The 14,249-nt window shown below is 43.7% G+C and carries 15 protein-coding genes and 1 pseudogene; 11 read left to right on the forward strand and 5 right to left on the reverse strand.

The window, feature by feature from the left end:
- Nucleotides 1–139: 139 nt before the first annotated feature.
- The 4 genes from PAN94_RS02160 to PAN94_RS02175 all read right to left on the reverse strand — a co-directional run bounded on the left by PAN94_RS02160 (nucleotide 140) and on the right by PAN94_RS02175 (nucleotide 3,349).
- Complete coding sequence (locus tag PAN94_RS02160; protein WP_061422324.1) at nucleotides 140–511, reverse strand: DUF956 family protein; 372 nt, start codon at nucleotides 509–511, stop codon at nucleotides 140–142.
- Between the two features lie 70 nt (nucleotides 512–581).
- Nucleotides 582–1,493, reverse strand: a complete 912-nt coding sequence (locus PAN94_RS02165) for a PTS system mannose/fructose/sorbose family transporter subunit IID (protein WP_285874417.1) — start codon at nucleotides 1,491–1,493, stop codon at nucleotides 582–584.
- 18 nt (nucleotides 1,494–1,511) lie between these two features.
- Nucleotides 1,512–2,315, reverse strand: a complete 804-nt coding sequence (locus PAN94_RS02170) for a PTS mannose/fructose/sorbose transporter subunit IIC (RefSeq protein ID WP_005591779.1) — start codon at nucleotides 2,313–2,315, stop codon at nucleotides 1,512–1,514.
- A 44-nt stretch (nucleotides 2,316–2,359) separates the two neighbouring features.
- Nucleotides 2,360–3,349, reverse strand: a complete 990-nt coding sequence (locus PAN94_RS02175) for a PTS sugar transporter subunit IIB (RefSeq protein WP_005591780.1) — start codon at nucleotides 3,347–3,349, stop codon at nucleotides 2,360–2,362.
- A 605-nt stretch (nucleotides 3,350–3,954) separates the two neighbouring features.
- On the opposite strand from PAN94_RS02175, the gene glyQ reads away from it, so the two are divergent.
- From glyQ to PAN94_RS02190, 3 genes are read left to right on the forward strand one after another with little or no spacing between them, the layout of a single operon-like run.
- Nucleotides 3,955–4,872, forward strand: a complete 918-nt coding sequence (gene glyQ, locus PAN94_RS02180; RefSeq protein WP_002893545.1) for a glycine--tRNA ligase subunit alpha — start codon at nucleotides 3,955–3,957, stop codon at nucleotides 4,870–4,872.
- 2 nt (nucleotides 4,873–4,874) lie between these two features.
- Nucleotides 4,875–6,914 carry a glycine--tRNA ligase subunit beta gene (gene glyS, locus PAN94_RS02185; RefSeq protein WP_285874418.1) on the forward strand — a complete coding sequence of 680 codons (2,040 nt, stop codon included), beginning with the start codon at nucleotides 4,875–4,877 and terminating at the stop codon, nucleotides 6,912–6,914.
- Between the two features lie 20 nt (nucleotides 6,915–6,934).
- Complete coding sequence (locus PAN94_RS02190) at nucleotides 6,935–7,192, forward strand: DUF896 family protein (protein WP_039975732.1); 258 nt, start codon at nucleotides 6,935–6,937, stop codon at nucleotides 7,190–7,192.
- Nucleotides 7,193–7,507: 315 nt separating this feature from the next.
- Here the strand turns inward: PAN94_RS02190 and PAN94_RS02195 are convergent, their stop codons facing one another.
- The gene (locus PAN94_RS02195) at nucleotides 7,508–8,470 is read right to left on the reverse strand and encodes an asparaginase (protein WP_285874419.1); all 963 of its coding nucleotides are present in this window, start codon (nucleotides 8,468–8,470) and stop codon (nucleotides 7,508–7,510) included.
- A gap of 66 nt (nucleotides 8,471–8,536) precedes the next feature.
- Between PAN94_RS02195 and PAN94_RS02200 the strand changes: the two genes are divergently transcribed.
- From PAN94_RS02200 to PAN94_RS02230, 8 genes and pseudogenes are all read left to right on the forward strand, one after another.
- Nucleotides 8,537–9,943 carry a Cof-type HAD-IIB family hydrolase gene (locus PAN94_RS02200; RefSeq protein ID WP_353048964.1) on the forward strand — a complete coding sequence of 469 codons (1,407 nt, stop codon included), beginning with the start codon at nucleotides 8,537–8,539 and terminating at the stop codon, nucleotides 9,941–9,943.
- A 65-nt stretch (nucleotides 9,944–10,008) separates the two neighbouring features.
- Complete coding sequence (locus PAN94_RS02205) at nucleotides 10,009–11,070, forward strand: M24 family metallopeptidase (RefSeq protein ID WP_285874421.1); 1,062 nt, start codon at nucleotides 10,009–10,011, stop codon at nucleotides 11,068–11,070.
- A 61-nt stretch (nucleotides 11,071–11,131) separates the two neighbouring features.
- On the forward strand, nucleotides 11,132–11,692 hold the full coding sequence (efp, locus tag PAN94_RS02210; protein WP_045500742.1) for an elongation factor P: 561 nt from the start codon (nucleotides 11,132–11,134) through the stop codon (nucleotides 11,690–11,692).
- 30 nt (nucleotides 11,693–11,722) lie between these two features.
- Nucleotides 11,723–12,112, forward strand: a complete 390-nt coding sequence (locus PAN94_RS02215; protein WP_005591787.1) for an Asp23/Gls24 family envelope stress response protein — start codon at nucleotides 11,723–11,725, stop codon at nucleotides 12,110–12,112.
- Nucleotides 12,105–12,542 carry a transcription antitermination factor NusB gene (gene nusB / locus PAN94_RS02220; protein WP_005591788.1) on the forward strand — a complete coding sequence of 146 codons (438 nt, stop codon included), beginning with the start codon at nucleotides 12,105–12,107 and terminating at the stop codon, nucleotides 12,540–12,542. The genes PAN94_RS02215 and nusB overlap by 8 nt, the downstream gene beginning before the upstream one ends.
- A gap of 571 nt (nucleotides 12,543–13,113) precedes the next feature.
- A pseudogene (locus PAN94_RS02225) lies at nucleotides 13,114–13,407 on the forward strand (transposase); the annotation flags it as partial.
- Between the two features lie 159 nt (nucleotides 13,408–13,566).
- On the forward strand, nucleotides 13,567–13,653 hold the full coding sequence (locus tag PAN94_RS09805; RefSeq protein WP_345908511.1) for a hypothetical protein: 87 nt from the start codon (nucleotides 13,567–13,569) through the stop codon (nucleotides 13,651–13,653).
- A 28-nt stretch (nucleotides 13,654–13,681) separates the two neighbouring features.
- Nucleotides 13,682–14,218 carry a GNAT family N-acetyltransferase gene (locus PAN94_RS02230; protein WP_005591790.1) on the forward strand — a complete coding sequence of 179 codons (537 nt, stop codon included), beginning with the start codon at nucleotides 13,682–13,684 and terminating at the stop codon, nucleotides 14,216–14,218.
- Nucleotides 14,219–14,249 lie beyond the last annotated feature (31 nt).

Below are 14,249 nucleotides of genomic sequence, written 5' to 3' on the forward strand. Positions count from 1 at the left end.
GGTGTGCACTTGATTATGTATGTAGTTGTATTGCAACGGTAGAATTTCACACTAGACTCCTATCTGCTCGCAGCACCCGCAGACTTTCTGAAAGAAGCGATAGCCTTACTTATCCGTTTCCTAGATTATACAGGATTTTCTATTTTTTTGCAAATAGATTTTTAAAGAATTGCCCAATTGTTTGGATCAAAGTAGGTAATTTGACAACTTTCTCATTCCCGATATGTTGTCGTGCAATTTTGAGAATTTTTCCAGTGTCCTTGGAGGCAAAGAGAAACTTGCCCTTATCAGTAAACACTTCAAAATGGCGACTGACATTTTTTCCAGAGACATTGGCACCGATCTGCTGGATGCTAGACCAAGGCAGCTGGATATAGTCTTCTACATTAGCGTCGGCGTAGAATTCCAGTGCAACATCACCGATCAAAAACTTCCCAACCTTGCCACCTAAACCCAGATAGGAAACCCCTGTCGTTTGAAATTCAATCGATTTATTTTGCGATTGCGCCATAGAACATCTCCCTTTTAAATACTATAGCTATTATACCATAATAAAAAGAAGGCCGAAACCTTCTTTTTGATTACATCAAACCAATAAGGCGGGCAACGATACCAACAACGAAAAGTCCGATGATGATTGTGATTGGAGAAACTTTCTTCTTAAGCAACCACATGCAGAGGAAGGTAAGGAGAAGTCCCATCAAACCTGGAATCAAAGAGTTAATTTGTCCTTGAAGGGTATTTGCTTTTTCAGGAGTCAAGCTCAATCCGCCTGCAACATCACCCAAGATTTTTTGAAGTTGCTCGCCAGTTACAGCACCTTTAGGGAAGTTGATGTAAGCTCCCTCAGAGAGTTTTGTAGATGGCAATTGAAGCGCAAAGCTAACGTTTACCCAGCGTGCAACCAATACAGCTAAGATAAACATACCAAGGATTGAAGCACCTTTAGTGATGTCTTGGAGGATACCACCAGACATGTCTTTAGTGATTTCAGAACCAGCCTTGTAACCCAATTCTTGAGTGTACCACAAGAAGGCCATACGGATCGCATTCCAAAGAACGAAGAAGAGGATTGGTCCTATGATGTTCCCTGTTGAAGCAAGAGAGGCACCGAGTGCTCCAAGGATCGGACGAACTGTGAACCAGAAGACTGGGTCACCGATACCAGCCAAAGGTCCCATCATACCGATTTTAACCCCTTGGATAGCTGCATCGTCAATTTCTGCACCATTTGCTTTTTCTTCTTCAAGGGCGAGTGTTACACCGATGATTGGAGCAGCAACGTATGGGTGAGTATTGAAGAATTCCAAGTGACGCTCAAGAGCAGCAGCTTGATCTTCTTTTTTAGTGTAAAGTTTCTTGAGAGCTGGAATTAAAGAATAAGCCCAACCCAAGTTTTGCATACGTTCATAGTTCCAAGAACCTTGCAAGAAAGTAGAACGCCACCAAACTTTTTGACGGTCTGATTTAGATAATTGAATTTTTTCAGTCATGATATAGCAGCTCCTTTCTTAGTAGTCTTCTAGGATATCGCCGATTGGGTCGTTAGATGTAGCAGAACCGCCACCACCGTTTCCGCCTTTCTTAGAAAGGTTGAGGTAGATAAGGGCGATTGCTACACCGATAGCACCGAGGGCAATCAAAGTCAATTGGCTAACAGCAGCAAGAGCAAAACCGATAGCAAAGAATGGCCATACTTCGCGAGTTGCCATCATGTTGATAACCATAGCGTAACCAACGGCAACAACCATTCCCCCGCCGACAGCCATACCGCCTGCCAACCAATCAGGCATCATAGCAAGCAATTTTTGCACTGCTTCTGCGGGGATAGCAAGAAGAAGGGCTGCAGGGATCGCGATACGAAGTCCTTGAAGAAGGAGAGCTACAAAGTGCGCGCGTTCAACGCTAGCAAAGTCGCCTTTTTTAGCAGCAGAGTCTGCAGCGTGAACCAAGGCAACAGAGATAGTACGCACGATCATAGTAAGGAAGAGACCAGCTACGGCAAGAGGAATCGCGATTGTAGTTGCAACTGTGATACCTTTGTCAGTGAAATCTCCACCTTGAACCATGATGATAGCAGCAGCAACAGAAGCAAGGGCAGCATCAGGTGCAACAGCAGCACCGATATTTGCCCAACCAAGAGCGATCATTTGAAGAGATCCGCCAAGGATAACACCAGCAGTTAAGTTACCAGTTACAAGACCGATCAAGGTACATGCAACCAATGGTTGGTGGAATTGGAATTGGTCCAAGATACCTTCAAGACCAGCTAGGAAGGCAACAAAGACTACTAAAACCATAGAAATAATAGACATGTTTTAAATCCTTTCATAATAATATGAGAGCGAAACGGTTCAGATTATTGAACGTTGGCTTTGTTAATTAAGTCAAACAAATCTTTCTTAGAATCATTTGGTACTTTACGTACGTCGAATTCAACTCCGAGGTCACGCAATTTTTCGTAAGTTGCCACATCGTCCTTGTCCATTGATAGAACGTTGTTGACCATTGTCTTACCAGTTGAGTGAGCCATTGAGCCGACGTTGAGGGTCTTGATTGGCACACCGCCTTCGATAGCGCGTAGGGCATCTTGTGGAGTTTCAAATAAGATAAGAGCGTGCGTATTACCAAAGCGTGGATCTTTTGAAACAGCAATCAATTTATCAATTGGAACAACGTTTGCTTTAACATTACCAGGTGCAGCTTGTTTGATGAGCTCTTTACGAAGTTCATCCTTAGCTACAGAGTCAGAAGCAACGATGATACGGTCTGCTTTTGAATCTGGCGTCCAAGCTGTTGCAACTTGTCCGTGCAACAAACGAGTATCGATACGAGCAAGGTTGATTTTGAGCTTGCCGTCTCCGATAACAGTTCCTTCTGGGATAGCCGCTTGAGCAACTGGTGCAGCAGCAGGAGCAGCGCTTTCTAGGACTGGATTTAGCTCTTCTGGAAGTGCTTTTACGCCTTCCTTAGCTTCCTTGATAATGTTTGCAACGACAGCATCTACGCCAGCGTTTGCATCCATCATGCGCTCTGTGTAGGCTTGAATTAGCATAGGCAGGTTCAAACCTGTAATAATCGCGAACTTGCGGTCTGGATTTTCACCCATGACACGGCTAGCTTGGTTAAATGGAGACCCACTCCAAAGGTCAGCCAAGACCAATACCTCATCGTTCGCATCAAACGAAGCCACAGCGTCATTGAATTTTGCATACAGATCATCAGGACCTTCGTTTGGCATGAAAGTTACAACTTGTACTTTTTCCTGCTCACCAAAAATCATAGAACCTGACTGATGAATGCCGGCAGCAAATTCACCGTGGCTGGCAATAATGATTCCAATACTCATTATTGTTTTTCCTCCTTATAAAATGTTTGACTTAAGTTTAAGAAAACTTTAAGGCTAACTATTATTATAAAACGTTTTCATGAAAAATGCAAGTACCTGAATCGAGGCGACAATTATTTTCAAATTCTATTTCTAGTGAAAAACGCTGTTATATCAGTCTTTTTTAATCTTTTCTTCTCACTAAATAATTAGATGAAGATTAGATTGCCAATATAACTAGGTTAATATATGAAAGTAAATGAAAATTTCTATGAAAATGCTTATCTGATAAATTGATAGAAAGTAAATTTTTATAGGAAGAATTTATAGCTGAAGTCCAAGAAGTATTTTACAAATTATCTATTTTCTGCTATAATCTTTTATAGAGAGAATTCTCATTGTCTACTTTTTAGCGAGTCTGGATTGGTGGGAGCCAGATAGGGAAGCAGTGCAGATGGCGCTTTCGGTTAACATTTTTAAAGGTAATGAAGTAATAAATTAGGGTGGAACCGCGTCTTGACGCCCCTAGGTCGCATAGCCTAGGACTGTCGGATGTGGTTCTTTTGCTTGTTCAAACAGAACAGAGGATGAGCCTAGCGCTAGAAATAAAAATAAAGGAGTAACTAATGTCTAAGAAACTTACCTTTCAAGAAATTATCTTGACTTTACAGCAGTTCTGGAATGACCAAGGCTGTATGCTCATGCAAGCTTATGATAATGAGAAAGGGGCGGGAACGATGAGTCCCTATACCTTCCTGCGAGCTATTGGGCCAGAGCCGTGGAATGCTGCCTATGTAGAGCCGTCTCGCCGGCCAGCAGATGGTCGTTATGGGGAAAATCCGAATCGTCTGTACCAGCACCATCAATTTCAAGTGGTTATGAAGCCGTCTCCAAGCAATATCCAAGAACTTTACTTGCAGTCTTTGGAGCTCTTGGGTATCAATCCGCTGGAGCACGACATCCGCTTTGTTGAGGATAACTGGGAAAATCCGTCAACTGGCTCGGCTGGTCTGGGCTGGGAAGTCTGGCTGGATGGTATGGAAATCACTCAATTCACTTACTTCCAGCAGGTCGGAGGTCTACCAACTCAACCGGTGACAGCTGAGGTGACTTATGGTCTGGAGCGTCTGGCTTCTTATATCCAAGAAGTGGACTCAGTCTACGACATTGAGTGGGCAGATGGCGTTAAGTACGGTGAAATTTTCACTCATCCTGAGTATGAACATTCCAAGTACAGCTTTGAGGTCAGCGACCAAGACTTGCTCTTGGGGAATTTTGAGAAGTTTGAAGCGGAAGCCAAGCGCTGTCTGGACGAGCATCTGGTGCACCCAGCCTATGACTATGTTCTCAAATGCTCGCATACCTTTAACCTCTTGGATGCGCGTGGAGCCGTATCTGTGACAGAGCGGGCTGGTTATATTGCTCGTATTCGCAATCTGGCTCGTGTCGTGGCCAAGACCTTTGTGGCTGAGCGCAAGCGTCTAGGCTACCCACTTTTGGATGCAGAGACTCGTGAGAAACTCTTGGCAGAGGAGGGAGAATAATCATGGTGAAAAATTTATTAGTTGAATTAGGCTTGGAGGAAATGCCAGCCTATGTCGTGACACCGAGCATGAAGCAGCTGCGCGACAAGATGGGAGCCTTCCTGACAGACCATCGTCTGACCTTTGAGAAAATTGAAATGTTCTCCACACCTCGTCGTCTGGCGGTGCGCGTGGTTGGCTTGGCGGACAAGCAGTCTGATTTGACCGAAGATTTCAAAGGCCCTTCTAAGAAAATTGCTCTGGATGCAGATGGGAACTTTACCAAGGCTGCAGAAGGCTTTGTCCGTGGCAAGGGCTTGACCGTTGAGGATATTACTTTCCGCGAAATTAAGGGGGAAGAATATGTCTATGTGACCAAGGAAGAGGTCGGCCGTCCGGTAGAGGAAATCATCCCAGCAGTGACGGAAGTTCTGCAAGCTCTGACCTTCCCTGTCAGCATGCACTGGGCTAATAACACTTTTGAATATATCCGCCCAGTCCACACCTTGACTGTACTCTTAGATGAGCAGGCCTTTGATTTGGATTTCTTGGACATCAAGAGCGGCCGTACTAGCCGAGGACATCGTTTCTTGGGTCAAGAAACGGAGATTTCTTCAGCAAATTCCTATGAAGATGACTTGCGGGCTCAGTTTGTCATTACCAGTCCTCTTGAGCGGGAAAATATGATTATCGAACAGATTCGGGCGTTAGAGCAGGAGCACGGTGTTTCTATCGAGATTGACGAAGACTTGCTCAATGAAGTGTTGAATCTGGTAGAATATCCAACTGCTTTCTTGGGTAATTTTGATGCCAAATATTTAGAGGTGCCTGAGGAAGTGCTGGTCACTTCCATGAAAGAGCATCAGCGTTACTTTGTTGTGCGCGATGCTGAAGGCAAGCTTTTGCCACACTTTATCTCTGTCCGCAACGGAAATGCAGAGCATTTAGAAAATGTCATCAAGGGGAATGAGAAAGTCTTGGTGGCTCGTCTGGAAGATGGGGAATTTTTCTGGCGGGAAGACCAAAAGCTGGCGATTGCTGACTTGGTTGAAAAACTTGGCAATGTGACCTTCCACGAAAAGATTGGCTCTCTGGCAGAGCACATGGAGCGGACTGGCAAGATTGCTGCTCTCTTGGCGCAAGAAGCAGGATTGGATGCTGATGAGACAGCTGACTTGGCTCGTGCAGCGGCTATTTATAAGTTTGACCTGCTGACCGGCATGGTTGGGGAATTTGATGAGCTGCAAGGTATCATGGGTGAGAGGTATGCTCTTCTGGCTGGTGAGAATGCTGCGGTGGCGGCTGCCATTCGGGAGCACTATATGCCGACATCAGCTGATGGCGAATTGCCTGACACCAAGGTCGGTGCGGTCTTGGCACTGGCTGATAAGCTGGATACCATTCTGTCCTTCTTCTCAGTTGGCTTGATTCCGAGCGGTTCCAATGACCCTTATGCGCTGCGCCGTGCGACTCAGGGTGTTGTGCGTATCTTGGACAAGTTTGGCTGGAACATAGACTTGGCTCAGCTTCTTGCTCGACTTTACGAACTCAAGTTTGATAGCCTAAGTTATGAAAATCAAGAGGCTGTGCTAGACTTCTTCCGTGCCCGCGTTGAGAAGATGATGGATCGCAGCATTCCGAAAGATATCGTGACGGCTGTTCTTCAAAGCAATAACTTTGTCGTACGCGATTTAGTAGAAACAGCTGCGCTCCTAGCAGAAAAAGCTCAGGAAGACAACTTCAAGTCAGCAGTCGAAAGCCTGTCTCGGGTCTTTAATCTAGCTGAGAAAGCTCAAGGGCAGACAGCTGTCCATCCAGCGCTCTTTGAAAATCAAGAGGAAAAAGACTTGGCTGCGGCCATTGAAAAAGTGGAGCTAACACCTGACTTAGCTGCCAATCTGGACCAACTCTTTGCTCTCAGTCCAGTTATCGATGCTTTCTTTGACCATACCATGGTCATGGCAGAAGATGAGGCTGTACGTAACAACCGTCTAGCTCTTCTAGCTTCTTTGACAGCCAAAGCGGGACAAATGGCTCAGTTTAATCAGATTAATACCAAATAAAAGGTAAGAGGGGTAGAATCATGGATCCTAAAAAAATTGAACGCATCAACGAACTGGCTAAAAAGAAAAAAACCGAAGGCCTAACTGCTGAGGAAAAAGTGGAACAAGCCAAGCTTCGTGAAGAGTACATCGAAGGCTACCGCCGTTCTGTTCGCCATCACATTGAAGGCATCAAGATCGTTGATGAGGACGGCAATGATGTGACGCCTGAAAAATTGCGCCAAGTTCAGCGCGAGAAAGGTCTTCATGGCCGCAGTTTGGATGACCCAAATTCATAAAAACAAGAAAAAGAGAGAGTGGGACAGAAATCGGTAATTCGTTAGAATTCGATTTCGTCGTCCCACCTCCGCACAGTTGAGTAGGGCTGTAAAAGCTGATGAAATCAGCGTAGTAGAGCCCACTCAACCACTGCGTCTTGCTCTACAATCCAAAGACAATTGAAGAGTCTAGGACTTTTGTCCCAGACTCTTTTTTTGAATTTATAACTTAGCTTAAGGCTAAGAATATTTATGAATTTTATATCGAGGGATACAGCATTTATAAAGGAAAATCAAGAAATAATGCCTAGCAAGCGAGTAGACAAGCTTGGTTTTTTATCCTTCTATATAGTCTCTTAATGCTTGACCACTTAGGCCGACATTGAGGGCAATCAGTAGCTTGATGCGGGCTTTCGGTGCATTGAGCTCTTTGACAAACATGATTCCGGCTTGGTGCAGTTTGACACCACCGCCTTCATAGGCGTAGACAGGCTCAGCAATGCCGTTGAAACAGCGTGAAACGAGAGCGATGGGGAGACCAGCTTCTGCCATTGCTGTTAATGTTTCCGCAGTTTCTTTTGGCAGATTGCCTGCGCCAAAGGCTTCGATGATGAGGCCGTCTAGCTTTTGCCAATCCAGCATATCAAGCAGTTCTGTTTTCATACCGGCATAGGCTAGAATGATGGGTACCAGTCCCGAAATGCTAGTCAGATCAAATCGGACGCGAGGTTCTGCTGTTTTGAAATAGAGAATTTCCTGTTTCATGACCAGGCCTAAAGGGCCGTGCGTCGGAGTTTGAAAGGTGCTGACATTGGTGGTGTGGGTTTTGGTGACATACTTGGCAGCATGGACTTCATCATTCATGACGACTAGGACGCCCTTGCCTCGACTCTTCTCGTCACTGGCTACCCGCAAAGCAGTCAGGTAGTTATAAACTCCGTCACTACCGAGTTCATTTGAGCTTCTCATAGCTCCGGTCAAAACGACAGGGATATCAGGCAGGTCCATGGTATCAAGGAAGTAGGCCGTTTCCTCTAGAGTATCGGTTCCGTGGGTAATGACCACACCGTCGTATTGGTCAGCGTCAGCTTTGATTTTTTGGTAGAGGTCGAGCATGTGTTGGGGCGTGATGTGAGGACTGGGAACATTGAAAAAATCAACCACTGTCACTTCAATACCCTCTAAGGGAACAGCCACATGGTTCATGGGATTGTCTTGGCTGCTATTGACAGCGCCACTTCCATCAGCCTGCATGGAAATGGTTCCACCAGTATGTAAAACTAAAATCTGCTTATTCATAGATGTGCTTCTCCGCGAATTGTGTTATAATTTATTGTATCATAAAAGGAAAGAATGAGAAAATCAATGGAAATAAAAGCCGTCTTTTTTGATATAGATGGAACCTTGATTAATGACAGTCGAACCGTCTTGAAATCGACAGAAGCTGCCATTAAGAGTTTGCAGGAACAGGGGATTTTGGTCGGTTTAGCGACAGGTCGGGGCCCCTTCTTTGTCAAGCCTTTTATGGACAAGTTGGATCTAGACTTTGCTGTCACCTACAATGGTCAGTATATTTTTTCAAAGGACAGGGTCATTTCTGCCACACCGATTGATAAGCGGAGCCTGCGTGATCTGATTGCCTATGCCAAGGAGCATCGGAAAGAGATTTCCTTGGGAACAGAACAGGCCATGCAAGGTTCAAAAATTATGACCTTTGGTATGAGTTCTTTTTCACAGTGGGCTACCCAGTTTATTCCTAGGAAGATGACTCGGACGGTGAGCCATGGTTTTAACAAGATTGTAAGTAAGGCCCTGCCTCAGCATGAAGATGACCTGCTGAAATTGATTCAAGAACCTATCTATCAAGTCCTGATTTTGGCGGATCCGGCTGAGAGTGCAAAGATTGAAGCAGATTTCCCCCATTTAAAATTTACTCGTTCGAGTCCTTATGCAGCGGACATCATCAATCAAGGGATGTCCAAGCTGGAGGGCATTCGTCTAGTCGGTCAAGAGTATGGCTTTGATATCCATCAGGTCATGGCCTTCGGCGACTCTGACAATGACCTGGAAATGCTGTCGGGAGTTGGCTTGTCTATTGCTATGGGAAATGGCACCAGCTCTGTCAAAGAAGTAGCCAAGCATACGACTAGCAGCAATAGTCAGGATGGGATTCATCGGGCACTAGAACATTTCGGTATTTTGGCCAGTGAGAAAGTCTTTGTGTCTCGCGATCACCACTTCAATAAGGTCAAGACCTTCCATAGTGTTATGGATGAGTCTACGCAGGAAGAACCCATCGCTTGGACACCAGAGGAAGCTCGGCATCGTGCTGACTTCAAGTTGGAAGAGTTGGTTGAATTTCTCAGAGCTGCCAGCTCTTCAGAGGAAGAATTTGATCAGTCGATGGCCAGAATGCATGAGGCTTTAGATAAGGCTGCTGCCAAGGTTCGTAGCAAGAGCAAGGCAGAAATTTCTTTAGTTGGTCAAGTGGATGCTCTGATCGATACGCTCTACTTTACTTACGGTAGCTTTGTCTTGATGGGAGTTGATCCTGAGCGGATTTTCGATATTGTTCATCAGGCCAATATGGGGAAAATTTTCCCAGATGGAAAAGCGCATTTTGATCCAGTGACCCATAAAATCCTCAAACCAGATGACTGGGAAGAGAAATATGCGCCAGAACCAGCAATCGAACGGGAGTTGGAGCGACAGATTCAGGCCTATCAGCGCAATGTGGAAAAGGCGCAAAAAGAAACAAAAAACGAAGAGTAGTGACTCTTTGTCGGCAGAATTTTATTTTACGATACTCAATCGAATTATTTTACGGAGGTTTTCTCATGTTATCAAGAGTTGAAAAATTTGAAGCAGCCTTGGCTCAGACAGAATGCGATGCTGTCCTAGTAACTAATCTGAAGAATATTTACTACCTGACTGGTTTCAGCGGGACAGAAGCGACAGTTTTCATCAGTAAGTCACGACGAATTTTCCTGACAGATTCTCGTTATACCTTGATTGCCAAGGGCGTGGTTGAGGGCTTTGATATTGTTGAAACGCGGGATGCGGTTGGTGAAATTGCTAAAATCATTGCGGACGATCAGTTGGCAAAAATCGGTTTTGATGATGAGATTTCCTATGCTTACTTCAAGATGTTGGAAAGTGTGTTTGCTGGTCATGAGCTGGTGCCGATGACAGCCTTTATCGAAAATCTGCGCATGATCAAGGATGAGCAAGAAATCGCGACCATTCGCAAGGCCTGTCAGATTTCGGATCAAGCCTTCCTAGACGTGCTGGACTTTATCAAGCCTGGTCAGACGACAGAGCTGGCTGTTATGAACTTTTTAGATGCTCGCATGCGCCAGCTAGGTGCTTCAGGTGCCTCCTTTGACTTCATCATTGCTTCGGGCTACCGTTCTGCTATGCCGCACGGTGTGGCTAGTGACAAGGTCATCCAAAATGGTGAAACCCTGACCATGGACTTTGGTTGCTACTACAATCACTATGTCAGCGATATGACGCGGACTGTTCATGTGGGGCAGGTGACGGATGAAGAGCGGGAAATTTATGATATTGTCCTGCGCAGCAATCAAGCCCTGATAGAAGCGGCTAAAGCTGGACTCAGCTGTATTGATTTCGACCGGATTCCTCGTCAAATTATCAACGATGCAGGCTTCGGACCTTACTTCAGCCATGGTATTGGCCACGGAATTGGGCTGGATATCCATGAGATTCCTTACTTTGGCAAGTCAGAAGAGCCGATCAAGGCTGGCATGGTTCTGACCGATGAGCCGGGTATTTATCTGGATGGCAAATACGGCGTCCGCATCGAAGACGATCTCCTCATCACAGAAACTGGTTGTGAGGTCTTGACCCTTGCTCCAAAAGAATTGATTGTGATTTGAGAATTATCAAGCTTTATGGTAGAATAAAGAGTAAATTATTTATTAAAGAGGTAAAAAACAAATGATTGAAGCAAGCAAGCTGAAAGCTGGAATGACTTTTGAAACTGCAGATGGTAAATTGATCCGCGTCTTGGAAGCAAGCCACCACAAACCAGGTAAGGGAAATACTATCATGCGTATGAAATTGCGTGATGTTCGTACTGGTTCTACATTTGAGACTAGCTACCGTCCAGAAGAAAAATTTGAACAAGCTATCATTGAAACAGTACCAGCACAATACTTGTACCAAATGGATGGTACTGCGTATTTCATGAATACTGAGACTTACGATCAATACGAAATTCCAGTCGTTAATGTAGAGGACGAGTTGAAATTCATCCTTGAAAACTCAGACGTGAAAATCCAATTCTACGGATCAGAAGTGATCGGTGTGACAGTACCTACAACTGTTGAATTGGTGGTAACAGAAACACAACCATCTATCAAGGGTGCTACTGTAACAGGTTCTGGTAAACCAGCAACTCTTGAAACAGGTCTTGTTGTTAACGTACCAGACTTCATCGAAGTTGGACAAAAATTGGTCATCAATACAGCAGAAGGAACTTACGTTTCTCGTGCGTAATTTCAATCTTTCATATAGAAAGGAATTCTTATGGCAAACGAACAATTAGGCGAAATCGTTATTGCGCCACGAGTCTTGGAAAAAATTATTGCCATTGCTACGGCTAAGGTAGAGGGCGTTCATTCTTTTGCAAATAAAAGCATGTCAGATAGCCTTTCTATGCGTACGCTTGGACGCGGTGTTGCGCTGCATACGGATGAAAGTGGCGACATATCAGTTGATATCTACCTATATCTGGAGTACGGTATCAGTGTACCAACAGTTGCAGTTGCAATTCAAAAAGCAGTCAAGAGTGCTGTAAGCGATATGGCTGAAGTGGAGCTGTCTGCTGTCAATATCCATGTGGCAGGCATTGTTCCAGAAAAATCACCAAAACCAGATTTGAAAGATCTATTTGATGAGGATTTCCTCAATGACTGATGTTTTGTTAGAATCTAGAAGAGAGCTACGTCAGCGGGCTTTTCAGGCTTTGATGAGTCTGGAGTATGAGGGTGATGCCATTGAGGCTTGCCGCTTTGCCTATACCTATGATAAGGACGAAGAAGAGACGGATGCTGAGGTCAATATTCCAGCATTTCTACTCAATTTGGTCACAGGAGTGCTCCAGTCCAAGGAAGAGTTAGATAAGAAAATCGCCCAGCACTTGAAAGCAGGCTGGACAGTTGAGCGTCTGACCTTGGTGGAAAAGAATATCCTGCGATTAGGCATCTTTGAAATGACAGAGTTCGATACTCCCGAGCGAGTAGCGGTCAATGAAGCCATTGAACTTTCCAAGCAATTTTCTGATGAAAAATCAAGTAAGTTTATCAATGGTATTTTAAGCCAATTTATAACAGAAGAAAAAGACTGAGACGACTGTCTCAGCTTTTTTGGTTTTTGATAGTTGCAGTTGCTGATAATTCTTAAAAAGTTTCCATTATAGCAACCTAGGTCTCGGCTGTTCACTTTTCCTATAGAATCATGGCAATCTAGGTCTCGTCTGCTTACTTTTCCTATAGAATCATGGCAATCTAGGCCTCGGCTGTTCATTTTTCCTATAGAATCGTGGTAATCTAGACTTCGAATGTGCTTTTCATCTTTATTTATAGGATAAATCGCTTTCGTTTCTTAGGATTTTTACTAGGTTTTTTAGAGATGAGGAATGGTCTAGTCAGTCTAAGTAAGAAAAGAAAGAGATAAGAGAAAAACGCCTTAAAAGCAGCCTCTTTAAAAGAGAGTTTTTGAGGGGAATCTTTGGATTTAATAACTATTTGAATAGGGCTATACGGGGAAATTTAAACTGATAGTAAACTTGATAATGTTGAAAAAATTCCTGTCTGTTTTTGTATAGTGGTAGTGTAAAATAAGTTGTGTAAACACAAAAAAGGAATAAATCCGTTATAGTAGAGTTGCGAAACATTACTAGAAAGAGATTTATTTCTATGACTCAGTTTACCACAGAACCACTTAACTTCCTAGCCCAACAGCAAGATATTGATGAATGTTGCCGTTCTTCTCTTGAAACAGCCATGAATGATCTTCTTCAAGCGGAGTTATCAGCCTTTTTAGGGGATGAGCCTTACGATAAAGTAGGCTATCATACTGGAAATAGTCGTAACGGAACCTATTCACGGAAATTTGAAACCAAATATGGGACTGTTCAGTTAACCATTCCAAGAGATCGTAATGGGAACTTTAGTTCAGCTTTGATCCCCGCTTATGGACGTCGCGATGACACTTGGAAATGTTCTGACACCCTTGAAAGCTTATTTGATTAACACTTCGTAACTCTACTTGAGCGTTTACACAGAATTATGGAATATATCTACAATTATCTAAAAGCTTGTAAGAAATAATAAAATAAAGTAATAAGAATGGTATAATAGGTAGAATACATATTTAGTCCTGATGGTCTTCCGATGAGAGGAGCGACTGTGATCGCTTTTATTGAATTGATAAATGAGAAGATTAAAGCGGTGTAGACAAATTAGAGATTGTAGGTGTGTTGAAATGGAAAAAGATATACAGTTATGTTTGATGGAAAAAGATGACCGAGAGCTGTTTATTTTGGATAATCAGGAAGCTTTTAACTACGGGGCTTTGGAGGAGTTTGGGTGTAGAGATAACCACTTTGAAGAAGATGGTCAAATCATTTCACGAGAGACCATCGAACAGTCCATTGACCACGGAAAGGCTTATCGTATTATTCTTGAAGAGAAAAAAGTTGGCGGTGCTGTAATTAAAGTTGATGGAGAAAAAGGAAGTTTAGACCTGCTATTCGTTTCCCCAGATGCTCACGGTAAGGGAGTTGGATATGCTGCTTGGTGTCAAATTGAAAAGTTACATCCAGAAGTCAAAATTTGGGAGACTATGACACCATACTTTGAGCAGCGTAATATACATTTTTATGTAAATAGATGTGGGTTTCATATTGTTGAATTTTTTAATAAATTTCATCCTGACCCAAATGAGCCAGAAGCGGATGTTAAGGAATTTGATGAGCAATTTCCAGACGGAATGTTTCGGTTTGAAAAAAGAATAGATTAAATTAGAAGTTGGAATTGCAATAGAGCGGTGC

This window comes from Streptococcus sp. SC1 (assembly GCF_030272855.1).
Taxonomy (GTDB): Bacteria; Bacillota; Bacilli; order Lactobacillales; family Streptococcaceae; genus Streptococcus.

Bases quoted from the DNA above. Each gene is read 5' to 3' on its own strand.
- PAN94_RS02160 (WP_061422324.1), bottom strand. From the start codon at position 511: ATGGCGCAATCGCAAAATAAATCGATTGAATTTCAAACGACAGGGGTT.
- PAN94_RS02165 (WP_285874417.1), bottom strand. From the start codon at position 1,493: ATGACTGAAAAAATTCAATTATCTAAATCAGACCGTCAAAAAGTTTGG.
- PAN94_RS02170 (WP_005591779.1), bottom strand. From the start codon at position 2,315: ATGTCTATTATTTCTATGGTTTTAGTAGTCTTTGTTGCCTTCCTAGCT.
- PAN94_RS02175 (WP_005591780.1), bottom strand. From the start codon at position 3,349: ATGAGTATTGGAATCATTATTGCCAGCCACGGTGAATTTGCTGCCGGC.
- glyQ (WP_002893545.1), top strand. From the start codon at position 3,955: ATGTCTAAGAAACTTACCTTTCAAGAAATTATCTTGACTTTACAGCAG.
- glyS (WP_285874418.1), top strand. From the start codon at position 4,875: ATGGTGAAAAATTTATTAGTTGAATTAGGCTTGGAGGAAATGCCAGCC.
- PAN94_RS02190 (WP_039975732.1), top strand. From the start codon at position 6,935: ATGGATCCTAAAAAAATTGAACGCATCAACGAACTGGCTAAAAAGAAA.
- PAN94_RS02195 (WP_285874419.1), bottom strand. From the start codon at position 8,470: ATGAATAAGCAGATTTTAGTTTTACATACTGGTGGAACCATTTCCATG.
- PAN94_RS02200 (WP_353048964.1), top strand. From the start codon at position 8,537: ATGGAAATAAAAGCCGTCTTTTTTGATATAGATGGAACCTTGATTAAT.
- PAN94_RS02205 (WP_285874421.1), top strand. From the start codon at position 10,009: ATGTTATCAAGAGTTGAAAAATTTGAAGCAGCCTTGGCTCAGACAGAA.
- efp (WP_045500742.1), top strand. From the start codon at position 11,132: ATGATTGAAGCAAGCAAGCTGAAAGCTGGAATGACTTTTGAAACTGCA.
- PAN94_RS02215 (WP_005591787.1), top strand. From the start codon at position 11,723: ATGGCAAACGAACAATTAGGCGAAATCGTTATTGCGCCACGAGTCTTG.
- nusB (WP_005591788.1), top strand. From the start codon at position 12,105: ATGACTGATGTTTTGTTAGAATCTAGAAGAGAGCTACGTCAGCGGGCT.
- PAN94_RS02230 (WP_005591790.1), top strand. From the start codon at position 13,682: ATGGAAAAAGATATACAGTTATGTTTGATGGAAAAAGATGACCGAGAG.